Raw genomic sequence first — 21820 nt, 5'->3', positions numbered from 1 at the left:
GGCCATCCACTTCGAATTGTTGGTCCAGTGCGACCACTGTGGTTCGACCGGCCCCGCACTGCCCGTGCGCGTCTGCGGTACCTGTGACCAGCACGTCTGTCGGGACTGCGCGTATGCGGCGGCGGGACATGTCGTGCCGCGGGCCAACGGCCTGCTGGGCAGTATCGCCCGCACGTTCGAGGTGGCGATGGGCTCCTGCCCCACGTGCATGGACAGGTCGACGGCCCCGCAACCGGTGACCTTCCGGCTCAACAGCTGGTGATCGAAGCCGGTCCGCGCCTGTCCCGGAGGGCGGGCTCCCCTGCGCCGCCTCGGTCGGGCGCTGGTGGTGGCTCGGGTTGAGACTCCGCTGCGTTCCCCGCAGAGCTCACCGACGAACCGGTCACGCTGCGTCCGAACGACCACCGCACCCGAAACCGCGCGGGGTGACGCGCTGCCCGTGACCGACCGGGCCATCGCTGTCGGTGGCCCGCCTGCGGTCCGTGCGGCGTTCCCGCGCGTGCCGAGGCCGGAGTGGCTGGGCCGGTTCCGAACGCGACCGAGTGCTGCCGGCTGTCCCGGTGGGCGACCTGACCGCGTTCGGGGACGCCGGGCGGCTCAGCGGGCCGGCCACGGGTTCGGCGCGCACGTCCGACCGTCCGGGGTGATCGCCACGCCCTGGTCGGTGCCCGAGGTGATCGCGGCCAGCTCGTCGTTGGCCGTGCTGAACGTCTGCTGCATCATCACCGGCGCGGGCGCGCCGTCGACCGGGCACGTCTCGTGCCCGTGCCCGAGGAAGTGCCCGACCTCGTGGTTCACCGCGTAGGTCCGGTAGCCGCGCAGGTTCCCGGTGAACGCGTGCGCGCCGCGCAGCCACCGCGCCGCGCTCAGGTACACGCTCGACCCGATCCGGCACGAGGTGTCGTAGGGCAGCTCGAAGCCGCACAGCGCCCGCGCGGTGTCCTGCGAGGTCAGCCGGATGCGCAGCTGCGGCGAACCGGAGGCGTCGACCCGGCGGAACGCGTGCCCGGCCGAGCGCCAGCCGCGCGGGTGGGCCAGCGCGTGGTCGACCACGGCGGCGAACGGCGCGTCGCCCCGCGGCGGCACGACCCCGTCCTCCACCTCCACCGAGTACGGCGTCCCGGTGGTGCCGAAGGTCCCCGGCACCACCCGCCAGGTGCCCGCGCCGCGCTGGGGCACGGGCGGGCCGGCGGGCAGGTCGGCGTCGGTGCGGAACCGCTGGGGCTCCGCGGCGGGCGCCGCCGACCGGGCCCCCGCCACCGCCCTCGACGGCGGCGGGACCTGCGCCGCCGGTTCGCCGGCGGTCGGCCGCTCCCCCTGGTGGAGTTCGAGCGCCAGCAGCGCGGTCGCGGCCAGGCACACCCCGGTCAGGTAGGGCACGAACGGCTGGACCCTCACGCCGGCTCCAACCCGGCCGAGCCGTAGGTGCAGGCCGCGTTCCACAGCAGGAACGACGGCGCGCCCACGTCCCGCGAGGCCACGACCTGGGCCTGGATCTCACCCGGCCCGTAGTGGTGGCCGAGGGAGAACGCCTGGAGCCACGGCACGACGGTGGCCCCGGTGCCCTCGGTCAGCCGCACGAAGTGCTCGACCGACGCCTTCACGATGTCGTACGGCTTGCGGTCCGGGTCGTCCACGCCGTACTCGCCGGGACCCCAGTGCGACGGGTAGACCATCGGCGCGACGTAGTCCACCTGCGCCGAGATGGCCGGGATGTCCTGGGCGATGTCGGTGCCGCTGTTCGCGGCGATGCCGAACACCGACGCGCCCAGGTAGGTCCCCAGCGGCCGCAGCACCGCCCGGTTGTCCCGCAGGAAGTCCACTATGGACTGCTCGGGGGTGCCGGTCAGGCCGGGGAACGACATCTGCCCCATCGGGCCGTCCGGGCGGCGCACGTAGTCGTACAGCACGTCGTCGAAGCCCAGCTCGGCGGCCTCCTTCGCGATGGCGGTGTTGTAGTCGCGGACCTCCTTGTTCGCGAAGTTGGTGAACGCGTACTCGCCGTAGTGCGCCGACCAGGGCGCGCCGGAGGTGCTCTGGGCGAGCCGGTCGCGCGCGCCCGCCTGCCACGACGCCCTGCCCAGGACCGGGTCGCGGAACGCCACCAGGCGGCCGACCACCCGCACGTCCGCCGCGTGCAGCTCGTCGAGCACCGCGCGGGCGTCGTAGTAGTCGCGGGTCGCGCCGATCTCGCGGGCCAGCGGCACCTGCGACTGGTAGCCGATCTCGCCGCTCTCGTCCTTGATGTCGAGCTGGACGGTGTCGATGCGGCCCTCGCGGGCCATCGCCAGCACCGGGTCGCGCAGCGACGGGGTCGCCCACGCGGCGGCGCTCATGTGCACCGCGCGCATCCCGGGGTGGGTGACCCTCACCGGCACCTCCTGCTGCCGGCTGTTGCCGGCGGCGTCGTCGGCCGTGACGCGCACCTGCGCGGGCACGCTCGCCAGCGACACCTCGAACCTGCCGTCGGCGACCCGGACCCGCTGGTCCCCGACCGTCACCGTCTCCGCGCCCTCGGCGGTGCCGCGCACCGTGACCGGGCCGCGCAGCGACTCGGCCCCGGCCGACTCGACGGCGAGCGCGGGCGGGGTGGCGTCGACGGAGAACCGGCGCTCCGCCGAGACGTCCGGCAGCCACGGCAGCGGGTTGGCCGCGCGCACCGACAGCGTGTGCTCGCCCTCCGCCAGGTCGACCCCGGCCAGCGTCATCCGCCCGTCCTCGCGTCGCGCCTCCACGGGGCGCCCGTCCACCTGCACGCTGACACGGTGCAGCTCACCGGGGTCCGCAGTGGTGATGGACACGCGCTCGACACCCGAAGGGGTGACCACGGCGCCGTCGTCCAGGTCGGTGACCGCCAGACCGACGCCCCGGGAGTGCACGATCGTCGTCACCACCCCGGCGACCAGCAGCAGGACCACGACACCGACGGCCGGTATGAGGAAGCGCTTCATCTTTCGGGGTGAATCCGGCATCGGCAGCTCCGCTCTCGGCACGGCACGGACCACCAGCGACTAGCCGACCCCACCCACCCCCAAACCAGACCTCATACGAACGTGTGCACAAGTCCATCCGGCAGCCCGGCACGGGTCACGATCGACGGGTGAACAGCGCACCCCGGTCGTCCAGGACCACCGCCACCGTGCTCGCGATCGTCGCCGCCACCTGCTGGTCGTGCGGCGGGGAACCCGAGCCGGCGCTCCAGCCCGTCGCCGCGCCGGCGTCCTCCGCGCGCCCGGCCGCCGCCCCCTCGTCCGCCGCCCCCGACCCGGCTGCGGTGGGCGCCGACGAGCTCGGCCAAGTGCCCATCCTGATGTACCACCGGATCGTCGAGCGGACCGAGTCGGTCTACGACCGCACCCCCGCGGCGTTCCGGGCCGAGCTGGACCGGCTGGCCACCGAGGGCTACGTGCCGGTGACGACCACCGAGTACGCCACCGGCCGGATCGACATCCCCGCCGGCAGGCACCCGGTCGTGCTGACCTTCGACGACGGCGACCCCACCCAGTTCGCGCTCGGCCCCGACGGCGGGCCCGCGCCGGGCACCGCGGTCGCCATCCTGCTCGACGTCGCCGCCCGCCACCCCGGCTTCCGCCCGGTGGCGAGCCTGTACGTCAACGCCGCCCCGTTCGGCTCGGCCGACGGCGCGGGCGTGCTGCCGTGGCTGCGCGACCACGGGTTCGAGATCGGCAACCACACCCTGCACCACACCAACCTGGCCTCGGCGGGCGACCCGCAGGTGCTGGAGGCGATCGCGCTGGGGCAGCGCGAGATCCAGCGCGCCCTGCCCGACCACCGGGTGACCAGCCTGGCGCTGCCGTTCGGCGCGGTGCCCGCGAACGGGGAGCTCGCCCGCCGCGGCACGGCGGCCGGCGCGTCGTACGACCACGCGTGCGTCCTGCTGGTCGGCGCGAACCCGGCGCCGTCACCCCACTCGACCGACTTCGACCCGCTCAACACGCCCCGCATCCGGTCCCAGGACGCCGCGGGCCACGAGGCGGAGTACGGCTCGACGGCGTGGCTGGACAAGCTGGCCGCCGCCCCGGCGAGCCGCTACACCTCGGACGGCGACCCGGAGCGGATCTCCTACCCGGCGGCGCGGGGGGCGGTCCTGGCGCCGGGGTTCGCCGACCGGGCCAACGCCTACTGAGCGGGTCGGGCCGCCCGGCTCGCGCGGCGGTCGGGCCGGGTGGCCCGGGGTCGGGCAGCCCGGCCCGACCCCGCTAGCCCGCCGTCGCGCGGGCGTGGTTGCGCAGCGCCATCGCGGCCCGCTCCAGGGTCCCCAGCACCCCCGGCGGCAGCTCGTGGTGGCGCCCCACCACCTCCTGCGCCATCACCTGCATCGCCGCCGACTCCTCCGCCTCGACCACCGCCAGCACCTTGAACGCCGTCCCCGGCGGGAACACCACCCGCTCCTGCACCAGGCTGCCGAACGAGTCCACCACCGACACCCGCCGCCCGGTCATCGACCACAGCAGGAACTCCACCCGCCCGTCGACCGGCACCGCGGGCCCCGCCACCGTGCTCAGCAGGCCGTGCTCCACCAGCACGTCCCCGGTCCGGTACCGGTGCGCCTCGCCCCAGCACACCGTGACCCCCTGGTGCACCGGCAACCGCCGCAGGCCCGACACCACCGACGCCGCGTACGGCCACAACCGGCCCAGCTTCCCGGTCCGCAACGCCTCGACCAGGATCTCCTCGTCCTGCTGGAGGCACGCCGACACCGCGGCCAGGTCCGTCACCACCGCCTCGAACGCCTCCGGGTCCTCCGGTCGCGACACGATGTGCCGGCACGCCACCGCCGCGTGCTCCCCGTACCGCTCGCCCAGCATCCGGCGCAGCGCGTCCCGCTCCGGCTCGGTGCTGCGGTGGTCCGCGGGCACCACCTCGTCGCCCAGCTGCTCACCCCACACCGGCGCGGGCGGCGGCTGGAGCGGCCCGTCCACGCTGATCGGCACCGGCGACTCCACCGCGTCCGGCTCGGGAACCTCCGCCACCGGGTCCACCGCGGCCTCCTCCGCCACCGGCGGCCGCACCGGCGGCGTCGGGTCGCAGAACACCACCTTCAGCAGCCGGCGCACCTCCGGCTCCAGCCGCTCCACCAGCGACGCGCCCGCCACCGCCACCGCGCCCGCGGTCGTGCGGCCCGGCGTGCCCACCGTCAGCCGCGCCCACTCCGGGTCCACCGGCAGCGCCCGCACCTCGGCGCTGATGTCCTCCGCGTCCCGCACCCACAAACCCGACGGGACCACCTCCAGGTACACCCCGCCACCCAGGTCGAAGATCCCCGGACCGCGCTCGACCAGCCCCGCCACCGGCACCCGGTAGCCCGACACCACCGGCGGCCCGCCCGGCGAGTGCCGCACCTCCGTCACGTACGGCCGCCACGTCTGCTGACCCCGCGGGTTCACCGCCACCACGGCCGCCCCGGTGCGCAGCGACCCCACCGGCAGGCCCGTGTACAGCGAGATCGGCTCGCCCAGCTGGTCGGCCACCGCCTGCGCCTGGTGCTCGGCGCCGTACCAGACCAGCCGCACCCGCGACCGCGCCGCCGACGACAGCCCGCCCAGCAGCCGGCCCACCTCCTCCACCGGGATCGGCGGCTGACCGGGCCCGCCGACCACCACGGTCAGCACGTTGTCCCGGCACGGCAGCCCCAGCACCGCCCGGACCTCCGGCGCCTGCGGGTCGAACGGCGCCCGCTGCGCCCGCAGCCACAGCCCCGCCGGGATCGGCTCGGACACCCCCACCTCGCCCGTCGGCCACGGCGCGTTCGGGTCCACCGCCTCCCACTGCGGCACCGGGAACCGCCGGCCCATCGGCACCGGCGACGACCCCGGCACGAACCGCAGCCAGCACCCGTACCCGCCGTTGCCCACCACGAACGCCGCACCCGGCACCGTGGTCACCGCGCCGTCCGGCGCCACCACCTCGGCCTGCACCTGCTCCGACAGCCACTGCGCGGGCGCCGTCGGCCGCATCGACCCCGAGTACGACGTCATCAGCCGCACCGGACCCCGGCCCTGCAACGCCGCCGCCACCACCGGCCAGAACGCCACCTCGTCACCGTGCGGCGGGTCCACCACGACCACCGTCCGCCCCCGGTCCACCGGCAGGGACCGGGCCAGCGCCACCGCCTGCTGGCCGGGACCGCCGGGCGGCCCCACCACCAGCGTCGCCCCGGCGAACGAGGCCGAGAACCGCTCGGGCGCCGGCGGCGGGGGAGGGGGTTGGGGCAGGGGCTCGGGCTCGACCACGGGCACGGGCTCCACGGGCGGAGCGGCCTCCTTCGGCGCGGCACGTCGGAACATCAGGACGCCCTCCAGGCAGGTACTGCGCGGGACCGCCCGCACTCTACGCGGACCCGGCCACCCCGGGAGCAGCGCGCCTTCCGCCCGTGCTCACAGGCCGTCCACAGTGGATCAACGCAGGTCCGGGACGTGCCGACGCGTGCCACGTCACCCCCGACCCCGCCGAGGTTCACGCGGAATTGTCGGACCCACTGACTACCCTCCTCTACCGTGAACCGCTCGACATACGCCACGACCTGGGGAGAACGACCCGGTGACCGCTGAGATCCTGTACGGTGCCGACGACCTGACCCACCTCGAAGGTCTGGAAGCGGTTCGCAAGCGCCCCGGCATGTACATCGGGTCAACCGACAGCAGGGGCGTCAACCACCTCTTCACCGAGATCGTCGACAACGCCACCGACGAGGGCGTGGCCGGCCACGCCGCCAAGGTCGTCGTCACCCTCCACGCCGACGGCAGCGTCCAGGTCGACGACGACGGCCGCGGCATCCCCACCGGCGTCCACGCCAAGTCCGGCCTCTCCGGCGTCGAACTCGTCCTGACCAGGCTCCACGCCGGCGGCAAGTTCGGCGGCTCCGGCTACAAGACCTCCGGCGGCCTGCACGGCGTCGGCGCCTCCGCCGTCAACGCCCTCGCCCACCGCTTCGACGTCGTCGTGCGCCGCGAGGGCAAGACCCACGAGATGTCCTTCGCCCACGGCGTGCCCGGCGTCTTCGACGGCCCCGGACCCGACGCCGCCTTCACCCGCCAGACCGGCCTGCGCGTCACCGGCCGCACCAGGAAGACCGGCACCTCCATCCGGTACTGGCACGACGCCCGCTACTTCGAGAACGGCGCCGCCCTCGACGTCGAGGGCGTCCGCGCCAAGCTCCGCAACACCGCCTTCCTCGTGCCCGGCGTCACCTACGTGCTGCGCGACGCCACCGGTGAGACCGCCGGCGAGGAGACCTTCCACTTCCCCGGCGGCGTCACCGACATGGTCGACTTCCTCGCACCCGCCAACGACAAGTCCGTCTCCGGCACCCTCCTGATCACCGGCGACGGCGTCTACCACGAGAACGCCGCCGACGAGAACGGCGTCATGCGGTCCAAGGTCGAGCGCCAGGCCGAGGTCGAGATCGCGCTGCGCTGGGGCACCGGCTACGAACGCACCGTCGAGTGCTTCACCAACACCATCCGCAACGTGCACGGCGGCACCCACCGGCGCGGCTTCGAGAGGGCCGTGCTCAAGGCCGTGCAGGACGCCATCGGGCGCACCAGGGGCCTGCTCAAGCCCAAGGAGGACCCACCCACCCTCGACGACGTGCTGGAGGGCATGACCGCCGTCGTCCACGTGCGCATCCCCGAGCCCCAGTTCACCTCCCAGACCAAGGACGAGCTGTCCACCGCGGGCATCACCAAGGTCACCCAGGGCATCGTCGAGAAGCACATCAGGGCGTGGACCGAGGACCGGCGCACCAAGGGCGAGGCCAAGATCGTCCTCCAGAAGGTCGTCGACGCCGCCCGCGTCCGGCTGACCCAGAAGCAGCAGAAGGACGCGGCCCGCCGCAAGACGGCGCTGGAGGGCGCCGCGATGCCGCCCAAGCTGGTCGACTGCCGCACCACGGGGGTGGCGCGCAGCGAGCTGTTCCTCGTCGAGGGCGACAGCGCGTTGGGCTGCTTCACCGGTGACACGACGGTCGCGCTGGCCTCCGGCCGGGCGATGAGCTTCGCCGACCTCGCCGCGGACTGGCAGCGGGGTGTCACGCACTTCGGCTACGCCACCAACAGGGCCGGCCGCGTGGTCGTCGCCCCGCTCGTCGAACCCCGGTTGACCAAGCGCGCCGCGCCGCTCGTCCGGGTCACCCTCGACACCGGCGAATCCGTCCGCTGCACCCCGGACCACCTGTTCCGGCTGCGCGACGGCTCCTACCGCCGCGCCGACCGGTTGCAGGCCGGAGACTCGCTGATGCCGCTGTACCGGTCGGTCTCGTCCAAGGCGGCGGGCGACAAGCTCGACGGCTACGAGCGCATCTGGATGAACGACCGCGCCGAGTGGGTCTACACCCACTACCTGGCAGACGCCCACAACCTCCGCAACGGCCTGGACAGCGCCGAGAACGGCACCGTCCGTCACCACGTGGACGTCGACAAGCGCAACAACGACCCGCGCAACCTGCGGCGCATGACCTGGGAAGACCACGCGGCCCTGCACGCCTCGACGATGGGCGAGCACGTCCACGCCGGTCACCGGGCGTGGCCGGCCGCAGGCGGCCTGGAGTTCAAGTCCGCGATGCTCTCCGCCCAGTGGCGCGACGCAGACCTACGCGCCTGGCGCTCCCGGACCACGACCGGGCAGTACGCCGACCTCGCCGCCCTCAGGCGACTGCGCCCCCTCCTCCGGCTCGACGACGCCGCACTCGGCGCCGCCTACGAGGAGGAGCGCCTGGCCACCGCGCGCACGGGCCTGCGCTTCGACCGCCTCCTCGACGGCTTCGACGGCGACCTGTCCCGTCTCCGCGACGCCGCGAGCCGGGTCAACCACACCGTCGCCTCCGTCGAACCGCTGATCGAGACGGCCGACGTGTACGACCTCACCGTGGACGGCTACCACAACTTCGCCCTCGAAGCCGGCGTCTTCGTCCACAACAGCGCGCGCATGGCCCGCGTCTCCGAGTACCAGGCGTTGCTCCCCCTGCGCGGCAAGATCCTCAACGTGCAGAAGGCCAGCCTCGCCGACACCCTGCGCAACGCCGAGATCGCCTCGATCGTCCAGGTCCTCGGCGCCGGCACCGGCCGCACGTTCGACCTCGGCACCATGCGCTACGGCCGCGTCATCCTCATGGCCGACGCCGACGTCGACGGCTCCCACATCCGCACCCTGCTGATCACCCTGTTCGCCAAGTACATGCGCCCGGTCATCGAGGACGGCCGCCTCTACGCCGCCATGCCGCCGCTGCACAAGGTGATGACCAGGGGCCGCAACCCCGAGACCCACTTCACCTTCACCCAGCGCCAGATGGAGCAGCGGGTCGCCCGGCTGGAGAAGGCGGGCAAGACCGTGGTCAAGCCGGTGCCCCGGTTCAAGGGCCTGGGCGAGATGGACGCCGACGAGCTGTGGGACACCACGATGAACCCGGCCACCCGCTCGGTGCGCCGCATCACCATGCACGACGCCGAGGCCGCGGAGGCCGCGCTGGAGCTGCTGATGGGTGAGAAGGTCGAGCCGCGCCGGGCGTGGCTCGTCGAGTCGGCCGCCCGGGTCGACCAGTCCGCGATCGACGTCTGAACACGAGGGAACGCCCAGCCATGGCACGCCGCAAGACCCCCGTCACCCGGGTCGACCCGTCCGCCTTCGACCGCGCCGGCGCCCAGGTCTTCGACAACTCGCTCACCACCGAGATCGAGGACTCCTACCTGGAGTACGCGTACTCGGTCATCCACTCCCGCGCCCTGCCCGACGCGCGGGACGGCCTGAAGCCGGTGCACCGGCGGATCCTGTTCTCGATGAACGAGCAGGGGCACCGGCCGACGAGCCCCTACGTGAAGTCGTCGCGCGTGGTGGGCGACACCATGGGCAAGTACCACCCGCACGGTGACACGGCCATCTACGACGCGATGGTCCGCTTGGCCCAGGACTTCTCGCTGAACACGCCGCTGGTCGACGGGCACGGGAATTTCGGGAGTCCGGACGACGGCCCGGCCGCGTCGCGCTACACCGAGGCCCGCATGTCGCCCGCCGCGATGTTGCTGGTCGGGGAGCTGGCCGAGGAGACGGTCGACTTCCGGCCCAACTACGACGGTTCGCTGGAGGAGCCGTCGGTCCTGCCGGCCGCCTTCCCGAACCTGCTGGTCAACGGCACGTCGGGGATCGCGGTCGGGATGGCGACGAACATGATCCCGCACAACCTGGGCGAGGTCGTGGCGGCCGCGCGGCACCTGGTGACGCACCCGGACGCCACGCTGGACGAGCTGATGGGCTTCGTGCCGGGCCCCGACCTGCCGACGGGTGGGGTGCTGCTCGGGCTGGACGAGGTGCGCAAGGCGTACGAGACCGGGCGCGGGGTGGTGCGGATGCGCGCCAGGGTGGAGACCGGGCCGCTGGAGGGCAGCCGGGGGCGGCAGGCGATCACGATCACCGAGCTGCCGTACGGGGTGGGCCCGGAGAAGATCATCGAGAAGATCACCGACGAGGTGACGAAGTCGAAGCGGCTCACCGGGATCGCCGACGTCAAGGACCTGACCGACCGGGAGAACGGCATCCGGGTGGTCATCGAGTGCAAGGTCGGGGTGAACCCGCAGGCGCTGCTGGCCGACCTGTACCGGCTCACGCCGATGGAGCAGTCGTTCGGCATCAACAACCTGGTGCTGGTGGACGGCCAACCGCGGACGCTGGGGCTGAAGGCCCTGCTGGAGGTGTTCCTCCGGCACCGGTACGAGGTGGTGACGCGGCGTACCCGGTACCGGCGGCGGCGGCGCGAGGAGCGGTTGCACCTGGTCGAGGGCCTGTTGAAGGCGCTGCTGGACATCGACAAGGTGATCCGGTTGATCCGGGGCAGCGAGGACGCGGCGGCGGCCAAGGAGGGCCTGGTCAAGCGGTTCGCGCTGTCGGAGGTGCAGGCGTCCTACATCCTGGACACGCCGCTGCGCCGGTTGACCCGCTACGACTCGCTGGAGCTGGAGGCGGAGCAGGAGAAGCTGCGCGGCGAGATCGCGGAGCTGAGCAAGATCCTGGACGACGAGCGGGTGCTGCGCCGGCTGGTGTCCGCCGAGCTGGGCCGGGTGGTCAAGGACCTGGGCCGGGAGCGGCGGACGGTGCTGCTGGGCGGCGACCTGAAGGAGGTGCTGGCGGCGTCGAGGCCGGCCGGGCCGCTGGAGGTCGCGGACGACCCGTGCCAGGTGGTGCTGTCGGCGACGGGCCTGGTGGCGCGCACGGCGGCGGAGTCGGAGGAGGCGAGCGAGGCGCGGCGGCGCAGCGGCCGGGTCCGGCACGACGCGGTGGCGGCGGTGGTGCACACGACCGCGCGCGGGCAGGTGCTGCTGGTGACGAACCGGGGCCGGGCGTTCAAGACGGACGTGCTGCCGCTGCCGGTGCTGCCGGAGCAGAGCGGCACGGTGTCGCTGAGCGGTGGCATGGCGGCCGGTGAGCTGGTCGACCTGGTGGCGGGGGAGCGGGTCGTCGGGATCGCGCCGGTGATCCCCGGGGAGTCGCCGGGGCTGGCGCTGGGCACGCGGTCGGGCACGGTGAAGGTGTGCTCGCCGGAGTGGCCGGTGCGGTCGGACGAGTTCGAGGTGATCACCCTCAAGGAGGGTGACGAGGTGGTCGGCGCGACGTGGTTGGGCGGCGCCGAGGAGTCGCTGGTGTTCGTGTCCTCGGACGCCTCGCTGCTGCGCTACCCGGCGTCGCTGGTGCGCCCGCAGGGCCTGCGGGGTGGCGGCATGGCGGGCATCAACCTGGCCTCGGGCGCGCGGGTGGTGTTCTTCGGCGCGGTGCGCACGGACGACGACGAGCACGGTGAGCCGATGGTCGTGACGTCGACGGGGCGGAGCGTGAAGGTGACGCCGTTCTCGGTCTACCCGGCGAAGGGCCGGGCGACCGGCGGGGTGCGGGCGCAGCGGTTCCTGAAGGACGAGGGCGGGCTGGCGCTGGCGTGGGTCGGGCCGAGGCCGGCGGGCGCGGCGGAGAACGGGTCGCCGGTGGAGTTGCCCGCCGTGGACGAGCGCCGGGACGGCTCGGGGCACGCCCACCCCGGTCCGGACGTGGTGGGTCACCTGGTCGAACGGGGCTGACCGGGGCCGGCCGGAGCGGGTCGGGGCCACCGGGCCGACCGGCCCCGACCGGATCGGCCGGGGCCGGTCGGGGTTGGCGAGGCCCGTTCCGGGGCACTGTTAGAGGTGTGATCGCGGAGAGCGGAGTGGTGGTCCCGGCGCGTTTCAGCGGCGCGCCGGACACCGCGCACGGTGGCTACACGTGCGGTGTGCTGGCCTCGTCGGTGGGTCCGGTGGACGGCACGCCGGTGGTGTCGCTGCTGCTGCCGGTGCCGCTGGAGCAGCCGCTGCACCTGGAGATCAGCCCGGACCAGGCGGTGCTGGTGTTCGGCGAGCAGGTGGTGGCCACGATGGTGGCCAGCCCCGACCCGGTGCCGGTGTTGCCGCCGGTGGGGGTGCTGGAGGCCGAGCGGGCGGCGGAGTCCTTCGCGGGCTTCGACGCGCACCCGTCGCCCACGTGCTTCGCGTGCGGGCACGACCGCCTCGACGGGTTGATGCTGGCGCCGGGGCTGGTGGGGGAGAACGAGGTGGCCTGCACGTGGACGCCGGTGGAGACCTCGCCGGAGGTGCTGTGGGCCGCGCTGGACTGCCCGGCGAGCTGGGCGACCGACGAGCCGATGACGCTGACCAGGATGGCCGCCGACCTGGTGTCGCCGCCGGTGCCGGGCGAGCGGCACGTGGTGGTCGCGCGGCAGGTGCGGCGGGTAGGACCGGTGGCGGCCACGGTGACCTCGATCTACGGGCCGGGTGACGTGCTGGTGGCCACCGCCACGGCGCAGTGGACCGTGCCGGAGCTCTGACGCCCGTTCCGCGGCTCTGACACCCGTTCCGGGAGGGGTGCCTTTCCGGCGCGGCCGGGCCCGGACGACAACGGCTCGCGTTCCGGGTCGGTCCGCAATTGTGCGACTACGCATTCGTCATCGGCACGCGCGTCATTGCGATCCGGACACCGGCGAGCCGGTGACTTGCCGGGATCGCGCGATCCGGGGAACATCTCAAGCCACTCGCTCGACCGTGAGCCGGTGGAACGACTTCCGCTGTCGGTGCGCGACCTCGGGTCGGGTGAGGGGGACGGGGTCTTGGTGCTTCCCGCTCGCGGTGGTGGTGTTCAGGCCAGGATCAAGCGGGAAATGGTGGAAGCCCTCGTGCGCTGTCCCGTCCTGCACGGCGAATCCGGTCGCGAAATGCTCGTCGAGGTCCTGACGGACTCGTTCGGCGACGTGCTCGTGCTGCGGGGGACCGCGCCGCGGCTCCAGTTCGTCGACCTCGTGGGGCGGTGCGGCAAGCTGCCGGACGGGCTGCGCGTGCTGATCGACGGGGTGTCCGTGCTCGACCCGCTGACGCCGCAGCTGGCGGAGATGGTCCTGCTGTGCGACGAGTGGGATGCCTACACCGCGCTGCCCTCGGACGACTGGGAGGACCTGCGCGGCGTGCTGGGCGCGCTGCGGCTGGCCGACGGTGGGCGCGAGGAGCTGCGCTGGCTGCGCGAGCTGGCCCACAAGGCGCTCAGGGGCCGGGGCGGGCCCCTGCCGTCGCGCTGCCGGTCCGCGTGGACGGCGTTCCTGCACCTGGCCGGGGCGAACGCGGTGGCCGGGTCGCCGCCGCCCGCCGTGCTGTTCCTCGCCTGCCTGGCCGAGAGCGTCGACGACCCCGCCGTGGCGGAGAGGTGCCACGGCTGGTGGCGGGACTGGGCCGCGAGGTTCCAGCTGCCCGGCCACGTCGACCAGGCCGAGTGGTACCCGGCGCTGGCGGCCGCCCACCGGTCCGCGAACGCCTACCTGGTGATCCAGCTGGACCCGGACCCGCTCGACGAGGAGGTGCTGATGCTGTCGTACTGGTGGCAGTGGGACGTCAACGGCTGGCGCCCCCGTCGCCAGGGCGACGTCGAGGTGCGGCTGACCGAGGTCGAGGTGGAGGTGGACCGGCTGGTCGGCGAGCTGGAGACGGAGCTGGGCGTGCTCGCCGACGACGTCCACGCCCAGGACATCCACCTGGAGTTCGTGCTGCCGTGGGAGCTGCTGAACACGCCGGTGGAGTTCTGGCGCAAGTCGTCCATGTCGGTCGACCGGGTGCCGCTGGCGATCGACCACCCGGTCGTGCTGCGCAGCCTGGACCGGATGCGCGCCGCCCGCCACCGGTTCGCGTGGCGGCGGCGCTGGAGCGCGATCGCGACGAGCTCGGCGGACGTCCGCTCGTACCGCAGCGCGCCCGGCGGGGACGACGAGCACTTCACCAGGCTGGCGACCGAGTTGAGCGCGGACGAGCGCATCGTGTCGATGGTGCTGAGCGAACCGCCGGGCGACCGGAACAGCGTCGCGTGGCGTGAGGTGTCGATGGCGTTCCGGGCTGGAATACCGGCGATATTGTGGGACCGCCGGGACTGTTCCAGCGACTTCTTCCGGGACGCCGTGGAATCGGTGTTGGGAGAGGGCGGGATCGGGCAGTTGCCGCTGCGCGTGCGGGAACTGCGCCGCGCGGCCCTGCGCGGCGGGGGGAACCACGAGGCGCACCACCCGGGGCACAGCTTTGCCCTACTGTGGGACGACGCCGATCGGGTTCCGGAACCACCGGGGTCGTGGTGGCGCGCGGAGGGGCGGTCGAATTGACGGAACGGGACGACGCCGGCCCGGCCCACTTATCCGCCGGTCCGGAACCGGACGCGCCGGACTGGTGGGTGTACCGCGGGTCCGGGGTGCCGGTCGATGCGGACCTGCTGGCCGCCGAGTGGCCGGAGCCGCCGCCGTGGCGTCGTTTCTCCGGTGAGCCGGACCTGCCGGTGCCCGCGGTCGACCCCCGCGAGTCCGAACGGCGGCTGGGCCTCGTCCCACTCGACCTGACCCGCGACTTCGACCTGCTCAACGGTGTGAACGCGGCCATCGCGCTGGCCCGTCCGCTGCTCATCACCGGCCCGCCGGGGTCGGGCAAGTCCAGCCTCGCCTACTCCATCGCCCACGAGCTGGCGCTCGGCCGGGTGCTGCGGTGGCAGGTGACCAGCCGCACCAGGCTGGAGTCCGGGCTCTTCGGCTACGACGCGTTCGGCCGGGCGCAGGCGATGGCCATGCACGAGAACAGCGACATCGGCAACTTCGTGCACCTGGGACCGCTGGGCACCGCGATGCTGCCGTACCGGCTGCCGAGGGTCCTGCTGATCGACGAGATGGACAAGGGCGACTTCGACCTGCCCAACGACCTGCTCGGCATCTTCGAGGAGGGCGAGTTCCCCATCCCGGAGCTGGTGCGGGTCCGCGACCGCACGCCCGAGGTGGTCGTGCACACCCACGACCCGGACGGCCGGGCGCGGGTGGTCGACGGGCGGGTGCAGTGCCACGCCTTCCCCCTGACCGTGATCACCAGCAACGGCGAGCGCGACTTCCCGCCCGCCTTCCTCCGGCGCTGCATCGAGCTCACCCTGCCCCAGCCGACGCCGGACAGGCTGGCCGCGATGGTGGCCGCCCACTTCCCCGAGCACGAGGCCGGGCTCACCGAGGAGCTGATCGCGATGTTCGAGGAGCGCCGCCGCACCGGAGTCATGGCGGCCGACCAGCTCCTCAACGCGGTCCACCTGGTGCGGTCGAGCCCGCTGACGGTCGCCGGTCGCCGGTCGCTCGACGAGGTCGTGAACACCGTCTGGCACCAGCTCTCCGCCAGGGAGTGACCGTGCGCCCCGACAGCGGGCTGTTCGCCCGCGAGATCGCCGACGCGCTGTGGCTGGCCCTGCGCCGGCGCAGGGGCCGGGCGGTCGGCGGGCCGGCCGAGCACGGGGGAGCCGCCGCCGAACCCGCGCCGACCGACGCGGCCGCCGGGCCACACCGCCGGGGGGAGCGGTCGGAGCCGGGGCCCGCGGCGTGGCGGCTGGTCGACTGGGACGTCGACGGGGACGGGACCGACCCGGACGGGGACGAGCCCCGGCCCGAGCCGGGCCCGGTGGGGCCGGGTCGCGGCGGTGCGCACCGGCCGCGCCGCGTCGGGCGGGTCACCGTCGGCCGTCGCGTCTTCCGCGCGCTGCGCCCGCTCAAGCAGGTGACGTGGTCGGACCGGGACCAGGAGTTCGACGAGGACGCCACCGCCACCCGGGCCGCGGGCGACCAGCGGTGGCTGCCCGTCTACCGGCCGGTGCGGGAGCTGCGCTGGGACGTGGTCGTGGTCGTGGACGACAGCGCCTCGGTCGGGTTCTGGGCCCACGACGTGGACAACCTGGTCGCCACCCTGACCAGGCTGGGGGCGTTCCGCGACGTGCGGGTGCGCCGGCTGGGCCCCGGACCCGACGGCGTGCCGGCGCTGCGCGGCACGGGCCGGGGCGCACCGCGCCGGCACGTGGCGGAACTGGTGGACCCGGCGCGGCGCCGGGTCGTCCTCGTCGTCACCGACGGGGTGGCCGACATGTGGCGGGACGGGACCGCGTCGGCGGTGCTGCGGCTGTGGGGGACGGCGCACCCGGTCGCGCTCGTGCACCTGCTGCCCTGGTCCGTCGCCAACCGCATGGGGCTGGAGATCCACCGGCTGCTGATCCGCTCACCCGCCCCCGGCGCGGCCAATTCCCGGTTGGAGTGGACACCGCAGGCGGAGGCGCCCGGGGTGTTCGACGGCCTCGACGACGCGATGCCGGTCTGCGTGCTGGAGCTCGGCTCGGCCGCGCTGGACCGCTGGAGCCGCATGACGGCGGGCGCGCCGGGGCCGATGGCGCTGGGCGCCGTGCTCGTGCCCGCGCGGCCGGACCGGACCGAGGGGCCGCCGGCCGAACGCGCCTCGGCCGCCCGGCTGGTGGCCGACTTCCAGGCGGCGGCGTCGCCGACCGCGTTCACCCTGGCGGTCCACCTGGCCGCGTCGCCGCTGGACCCCGACCTGATGTCGTTGATCCGGACCAGCGTGTCGACGGCCGAGCTGGAGCACCAGGCGGAACTGCTCGCCAGCCCGCTCGTGGTGCCGGTGACCGCCGGTTCGCCGATGGGCGCCGGCGGCGTCGTCTACGACTTCGTGGCCGGTGTCCGGTCCGAGCTGCTGGCCCACGGCAGGCGCGCCACCACCGCCCGCGTCCGCCGCTACGTGCACGCGCACCTGGGCGAGCGCATCCCCGACCTGCTCGGCTACACCGCCCGCGCGGCGCGCGGCGAGGTGCGCGCGGAGGACGTCTCCCCGGCGACCGCGCACTTCTTCGAGGCCGAGCTGGCGGTGCTCCAGGCGCTGTCCGGGGCGCACCAGCCGCAGGCGCACCGGCTCGGCGCGCTGCTCGGCAGGACCCCGGAGGGGCTGCCCGCCGGCCCGGGGCACCGGCACGCGGTTCCCGCCGGCCCGGCCGAGCGGGAGAGGGTGCCGCTGGTCGTGGACGTGCCGGGCCGGAACCCGGCGTTCACCAGCCGGGACGACCTGCTGGCGGACCTGCGCACGCGCCTGGCGCCCGGCGACGGGACGACCGCGACCGTGGTCCTGCACGGGACGGGCGGGGTCGGCAAGTCCCACGTCGCCATCGAGTACGCCCACCGGCACGAGCGGGACCACGACGTGATCTGCTGGATCCCGGCGTCGCGCCGGGTGCAGATCGTCAACGCCCTGCTGAAGCTGGGACGGCGGCTCGGCATCTCCCTCAGCGACGGCGCGCGCGGCGCCGTCCAACCCGTGCTGGACGCCCTGCGGGGCGTCGGACCGCACCGGGTGCCGGGGAACTGGCTGCTCATCTTCGACAACGCGACCGGCGCCGAGGACCTGGAGCCGTACCTGCCGCGCGGCACCTCCGGCTCGGTGCTGATCACCTCGCGGCACGCGGGCTGGGGCGACACCGCGCACGTGGTGGACGTGGGCGTCTTCCGCCGGCGCGAGAGCACCGCGCTGCTGCGGCAGCACGACGCCACCCTCCCCGAGGGCGACGCCGACCGGCTGGCCGACGCGCTGGGCGACCTGCCCCTGGCGCTGATGCAGGCGGCCACCTGGCGCCGCAGCACCGGGACGTCGGCGGACAAGTACCTGCGGCTGCTCGACCAGCGGCGCTCGGAGCTCGCGGACCTGGCGCCCCACCGCGAGTACCCGCTCAGCGTCGCCGCCGCGTGGACGCTGTCGCTGGAGCAGCTGCGCCGCGACAACCTGCCCGCCCTGCGGCTGCTCCAGGTGTGCGCGTTCCTGGCGCCGCAGCCCGTGCCCCGGGCCCTGTTCGCCCGGGGCGGCCACATCGCCGCGCCGCCGGAGCTCCAGGAGCTGCTGCGGGACCGGATGCGGTTGAGCGAGGCGTTCCGGGAGGTCGGCCGGTACGGGTTGGCTCGCTTCGACCGGAGCACCTTCTCCCTTGACGTGCACCGGCTGGTGCAGGCGGCCCTGGTCAGCCGGATGGACGAGCGCGAACGAACCGGGATGCGCCACGTCGCGCACCTGGTGATCGCGGCGAAGGACCCGAAGGAGCCCGAGAACCCCGAGCACTGGCCGCTCTACGCGGAGCTCAACGCCCACCTGTTCGCCTCGGGGGCCGTCGAGTGCGAGGACGACTCCGTCCGCCGGTTCCACCGCCACCAGGTGAAGTTCCTGCACCGCTGGGGTGAGCCGGAGCAGAGCGCGGAACTCGCCGAGGTGCTGTACCGGGGGTGGACCGCGCAGCTCGGCCCGGAGCACCCGGACACCCTGCGGATAGGGCTGTGGCTCGGGTTCGTGTGGTGGGTGCTCGGCCGGTTCGGCGAGGCGTCCCGGCTCAACGCGGACCTGCTGGAGCTGTGCCGCCGCACCGGGGGCGACGCGCACGAGATGACCATCCAGGCGGTGAACGCGGTCGCCGGCGACAAGCGCGCCGCCGGTGACTTCGCCGAAGCGCTCAGGCTGGCCAGGCGCAACCACGCGATCTGCCGGGACGCCTTCGACAACGACGAGGCGATCACCCTGAACGCGGCTCACAACCTCGGGGTGAGCCTGCGCCTGGCGGGCGAGTTCAAGGCCGCGTACGCGCTGGACGCCGACACGTGGCGGCAGAAGATCAAGACGTTCGACCGGCAGCACCTCCAGGCGTTGATGACCCAGGTCGGGCTGGCCATCGACCGGCGGGAGGCGGGTGACTACCTCGGCGCGCGGTCCTCGTTGGAGGAGGTCGTGGCGACGTACCGCCGCCTGCACGGCCCGACCCACCCGGCGCTGCTGCTCGCGCTGCGGCAGCTCGCGGTGTCCCGTCGCAAGGCGGGGGACCACGGGGGCGCGCTGGAGGCGGTCGACGAGGCGCTGGAGGGCTTCACCCTGCGCTACGGCCCGGACCACCCGGACACGCTGGCCGCCAGGCTCAGCCGGTCCATCGACCTGAGGGAGGTGGACCTGCCGACCGGCGCGAGGATGGCCGACGACGTGTTCGAGAGCTACCGGCGCGTGCTGGGCCCGACGCACCCGCACACCCTCGCCGCCGCCGTGAACGTCGCGACGGTGAAGCGGCTGACCGGCGACGTCACCGGTGCGCTGGAGCTGGACCGGGCCACCACGTCGACCTTCCGCGAGCGGCTCGGCGAGGACCACCCCTCGTCGATCGTCACCGCGGTCAACCTGGCCAGCGACCTGCACGCCGACGGCGACCTGTGGGCGGCCTACGAGGTGGGGGCGGTGACCCTGGGCCGGGCCGTGATGAGGCTCGGCGCGGACCACCCGACCACGCTGGTGTGCCGCGCCAACCTGGCCCAGGACCAGCGCGTGTTCGCCACCGCGGGGGAAGCGGCGGAGCTGCGCCGGGACGCGTTGCGCGGCCTCCGGGCGAGGCTGGGGCCCCGGCACCCGGTCATCACCGTGCTCAGCGATCCGGAGGGCCGGGCCAACTGCGACATCGACCCGCTGCCCCTGTGACGGTCCCGGCGTCCTCGCCGCAGGGGCGTGACCCCGTCGGCGGGGCGACCGGCGCGGCGGCGGGGGCGACCGGAACCCGGTGGCCGAGTTCGTCGACCGCGGCGGCGTACCACGGACCGAGGCCGAGCGGCGCCACCCGCGGTGAGGACAGGCCCTACGGCGCCGAGCCGAGCCACCGGGCCAGGTCACCCGCACGCGGCGGGACGCCGGTGGTGTCGACCACGAGCCGGTGCACCGCGCGCACGAACTCCGGCCGCCGCAGCAGGGCGGTGGCCGCCGGGCCCGGTCCACGCAGCCACAGCGCCAGCCCGAGGCCGGACCACGCGCCCGGTCGGTCCGACCCGTGCGCCAGCTCGGCCGCGTACAGCTCGGCCGCTTCCCGGTGTTCTCCCGCCACCAGCGCGAAGTCGCCCGCCGCGGAGTCTGGGAAGACCTGGCGCTCGTCCAGCGCCCCCCCGACCGCGGCGAACTCCCCGGGGTCGGCCAGCAGCAGCCTGGTCAGCACGCCCTTGACGTTGAGCTTGGGCGGTCGCGGGTCCGGGGTCACGACGGAGCGGGCGATGGACGTCGGCGCTGGTTCGCCCCTGCGCCACGCCGTCGCCGCCTCCCGCACCGCGCGCGGGTCCGGCACCAGGTGGCACGCCCGCCAGCCGACCCGGTGGTCGACCACGGCGAGCCGCGCGGCCCGCAGCAGGTCGGCCCGGACCTCCAGCGGGCGCAGCGCCAGGAGCCTGCGCTCGACCCCGGCGACGAACCGGCGACCCAGGTCGGTGAGCGGTCGACGGTGCTTGAGGCCCCGGAGGCCCCGGGTGGCCTGCATCCGCAGCACGGCGAACTCGAACTCGGCCAGGTCGCCTTCCCGCCCCGACACCCGTTCGCGGTGCACCGCCCAGAACTCGGCCAGGGCGGTGAAGGCGAAGACGCCGTGCGTGAGGCCGCCGGTGGGGCGGGGGTCGTCCCGCCAGGGCGCGTAGCTGTCGGGGGTCGGGTCGTCGCCCCACAGCTCCACGAGGTGCTGGATCGCGTTCAGCTTGCTGTGCTGGAACTCGTGGATCAGGACCGCGGCCAGCTCCGCCGGGTCGTGCGGCTCGGCCGCGATCGCCGCGCCGAACCCCTCGCCGACCGACGCGCTGTGCGGCCGGAACCGGTGCACCAGGGGGCGGGGCGTGATCACCGACAGCCCCTCGACGATCTCCCGGGCCCGGTCGGCGTGGTCGGTCGCCAGCAGGGGCCAGGCCCCGGCGAGCAACTCGACCCAGCGGTCGCCGTCCGAGTCGCTGAGCAGGTCCACCGGCATCGGCACCCGGAGCCCGCGGTAGGGGCTCGCGTCGTCGATGCTGATCGACAGGTCGTCGGGCCCGCCCGGCGCCCGGAAGACGCGGAAGGGACGCCACCCGGCGTCGTCCTCAGCGCCGATCCGCACTACCGCGCGGCCCTCCCGGTCCTCCACCCGCACGCCGTCGGCATCGGAGACGACGTCGGCGTGCGTCCACCCGGTGGTGGGCAGGTGCGCGGAACCCAGGCCGGGCAGGACCGCCACGCCGTTCCAGAACGGGATCGGCATCCGGAAGCCGAGACCGGCGGCGACGGCCGCCGCGACCGCCAGCGTGTGGAACTGGCCCAGGTGGAACCACAGCGGTGACGGGTGGTCGACCCTGCCCCGCAGCCTGCCCAGGAGGTGTCCGGTCCACACGCCGACGTGCGGGTGGCCGAGCAGCGGGGTGACCCGCTCCGGCGCGGTGCGGTGCGCCTCGACCAGGAGCCGCCACGCCTCGTCCACCGGGGGCAGCGGCGCGGTGAGCGCGGCGTCGTGCCGCGAGCGGTCGAGCAGCACCTGGAGCGCCAGCAGGCGGCGGCTGCGCTCGGCGTCCACGAGCAGCCCGATCCCGGTGCCGCTGTCGCCGACCGCGAGCCGGTCCAGTTGCGGCGGGGTGATCCGGTGGTAGGTGAGCACGTTCGACACGTTCCGC

12 protein-coding genes are annotated in these 21820 nt (G+C 74.3%); 8 read left to right on the top strand and 4 right to left on the bottom strand.

What is annotated here, in order from left to right:
* Nucleotides 1-133 precede the first annotated feature (133 nt).
* A complete protein-coding gene (locus tag ACFP3R_RS17085) occupies nucleotides 134-262 on the top strand; it encodes a hypothetical protein (RefSeq protein ID WP_380637200.1) in 129 nt (42 codons plus the stop codon).
* A 335-nt stretch (nucleotides 263-597) separates the two neighbouring features.
* Here ACFP3R_RS17085 and ACFP3R_RS17080 read toward each other — a convergent pair whose 3' ends face one another.
* Complete coding sequence (locus tag ACFP3R_RS17080; protein ID WP_380637199.1) at nucleotides 598-1398, bottom strand: DUF3152 domain-containing protein; 801 nt, start codon at nucleotides 1396-1398, stop codon at nucleotides 598-600.
* Nucleotides 1395-2951: a putative glycoside hydrolase gene (locus ACFP3R_RS17075; protein WP_380637198.1), complete on the bottom strand. Its 1557-nt coding sequence runs from the start codon at nucleotides 2949-2951 to the stop codon at nucleotides 1395-1397. Before ACFP3R_RS17075 ends, ACFP3R_RS17080 begins: the two co-directional genes overlap by 4 nt.
* Before the next feature lie 149 nt (nucleotides 2952-3100).
* On the opposite strand from ACFP3R_RS17075, the gene ACFP3R_RS17070 reads away from it, so the two are divergent.
* Entirely contained in the window at nucleotides 3101-4147 is a 1047-nt protein-coding gene (locus tag ACFP3R_RS17070) for a polysaccharide deacetylase family protein (RefSeq protein ID WP_380637197.1), read from the top strand.
* A gap of 73 nt (nucleotides 4148-4220) precedes the next feature.
* On the opposite strand, the gene ACFP3R_RS17065 is transcribed toward ACFP3R_RS17070, so the two are convergent.
* The gene (locus ACFP3R_RS17065; protein ID WP_380637196.1) at nucleotides 4221-6308 is read right to left on the bottom strand and encodes a hypothetical protein; all 2088 of its coding nucleotides are present in this window, start codon (nucleotides 6306-6308) and stop codon (nucleotides 4221-4223) included.
* Nucleotides 6309-6561: 253 nt separating this feature from the next.
* On the opposite strand from ACFP3R_RS17065, the gene ACFP3R_RS17060 reads away from it, so the two are divergent.
* From ACFP3R_RS17060 to fxsT, 6 genes are all read left to right on the top strand, one after another.
* Nucleotides 6562-9576, top strand: a complete 3015-nt coding sequence (locus ACFP3R_RS17060) for an ATP-binding protein (RefSeq protein WP_380637195.1) — start codon at nucleotides 6562-6564, stop codon at nucleotides 9574-9576.
* Between the two features lie 20 nt (nucleotides 9577-9596).
* On the top strand, nucleotides 9597-12077 hold the full coding sequence (locus ACFP3R_RS17055) for a DNA gyrase/topoisomerase IV subunit A (protein ID WP_380637194.1): 2481 nt from the start codon (nucleotides 9597-9599) through the stop codon (nucleotides 12075-12077).
* 107 nt (nucleotides 12078-12184) lie between these two features.
* On the top strand, nucleotides 12185-12856 hold the full coding sequence (locus ACFP3R_RS17050; protein ID WP_380637193.1) for a hypothetical protein: 672 nt from the start codon (nucleotides 12185-12187) through the stop codon (nucleotides 12854-12856).
* Between the two features lie 330 nt (nucleotides 12857-13186).
* Nucleotides 13187-14662 carry a VMAP-C domain-containing protein gene (locus tag ACFP3R_RS17045; RefSeq protein ID WP_380637192.1) on the top strand — a complete coding sequence of 492 codons (1476 nt, stop codon included), beginning with the start codon at nucleotides 13187-13189 and terminating at the stop codon, nucleotides 14660-14662.
* An 86-nt stretch (nucleotides 14663-14748) separates the two neighbouring features.
* Nucleotides 14749-15711, top strand: coding sequence for an AAA family ATPase (locus ACFP3R_RS17040; protein ID WP_380637191.1), 963 nt, complete (start codon nucleotides 14749-14751; stop codon nucleotides 15709-15711).
* Between the two features lie 2 nt (nucleotides 15712-15713).
* Nucleotides 15714-19850 carry an FxSxx-COOH system tetratricopeptide repeat protein gene (fxsT, locus tag ACFP3R_RS17035; RefSeq protein ID WP_380637190.1) on the top strand — a complete coding sequence of 1379 codons (4137 nt, stop codon included), beginning with the start codon at nucleotides 15714-15716 and terminating at the stop codon, nucleotides 19848-19850.
* A gap of 154 nt (nucleotides 19851-20004) precedes the next feature.
* Here the strand turns inward: fxsT and ACFP3R_RS17030 are convergent, their stop codons facing one another.
* Entirely contained in the window at nucleotides 20005-21804 is a 1800-nt protein-coding gene (locus ACFP3R_RS17030; protein ID WP_380637189.1) for an HEXXH motif domain-containing protein, read from the bottom strand.
* Between the last annotated feature and the right edge of the window lie 16 nt (nucleotides 21805-21820).

Source organism: Saccharothrix lopnurensis (assembly GCF_042658445.1).
Lineage (GTDB): Bacteria > Actinomycetota > Actinomycetes > Mycobacteriales > Pseudonocardiaceae > Actinosynnema > Actinosynnema lopnurensis.
The sequence above is the reverse complement of the archived record's forward strand: the minus strand, read 5'-3'. Positions and strand labels throughout refer to the sequence as shown.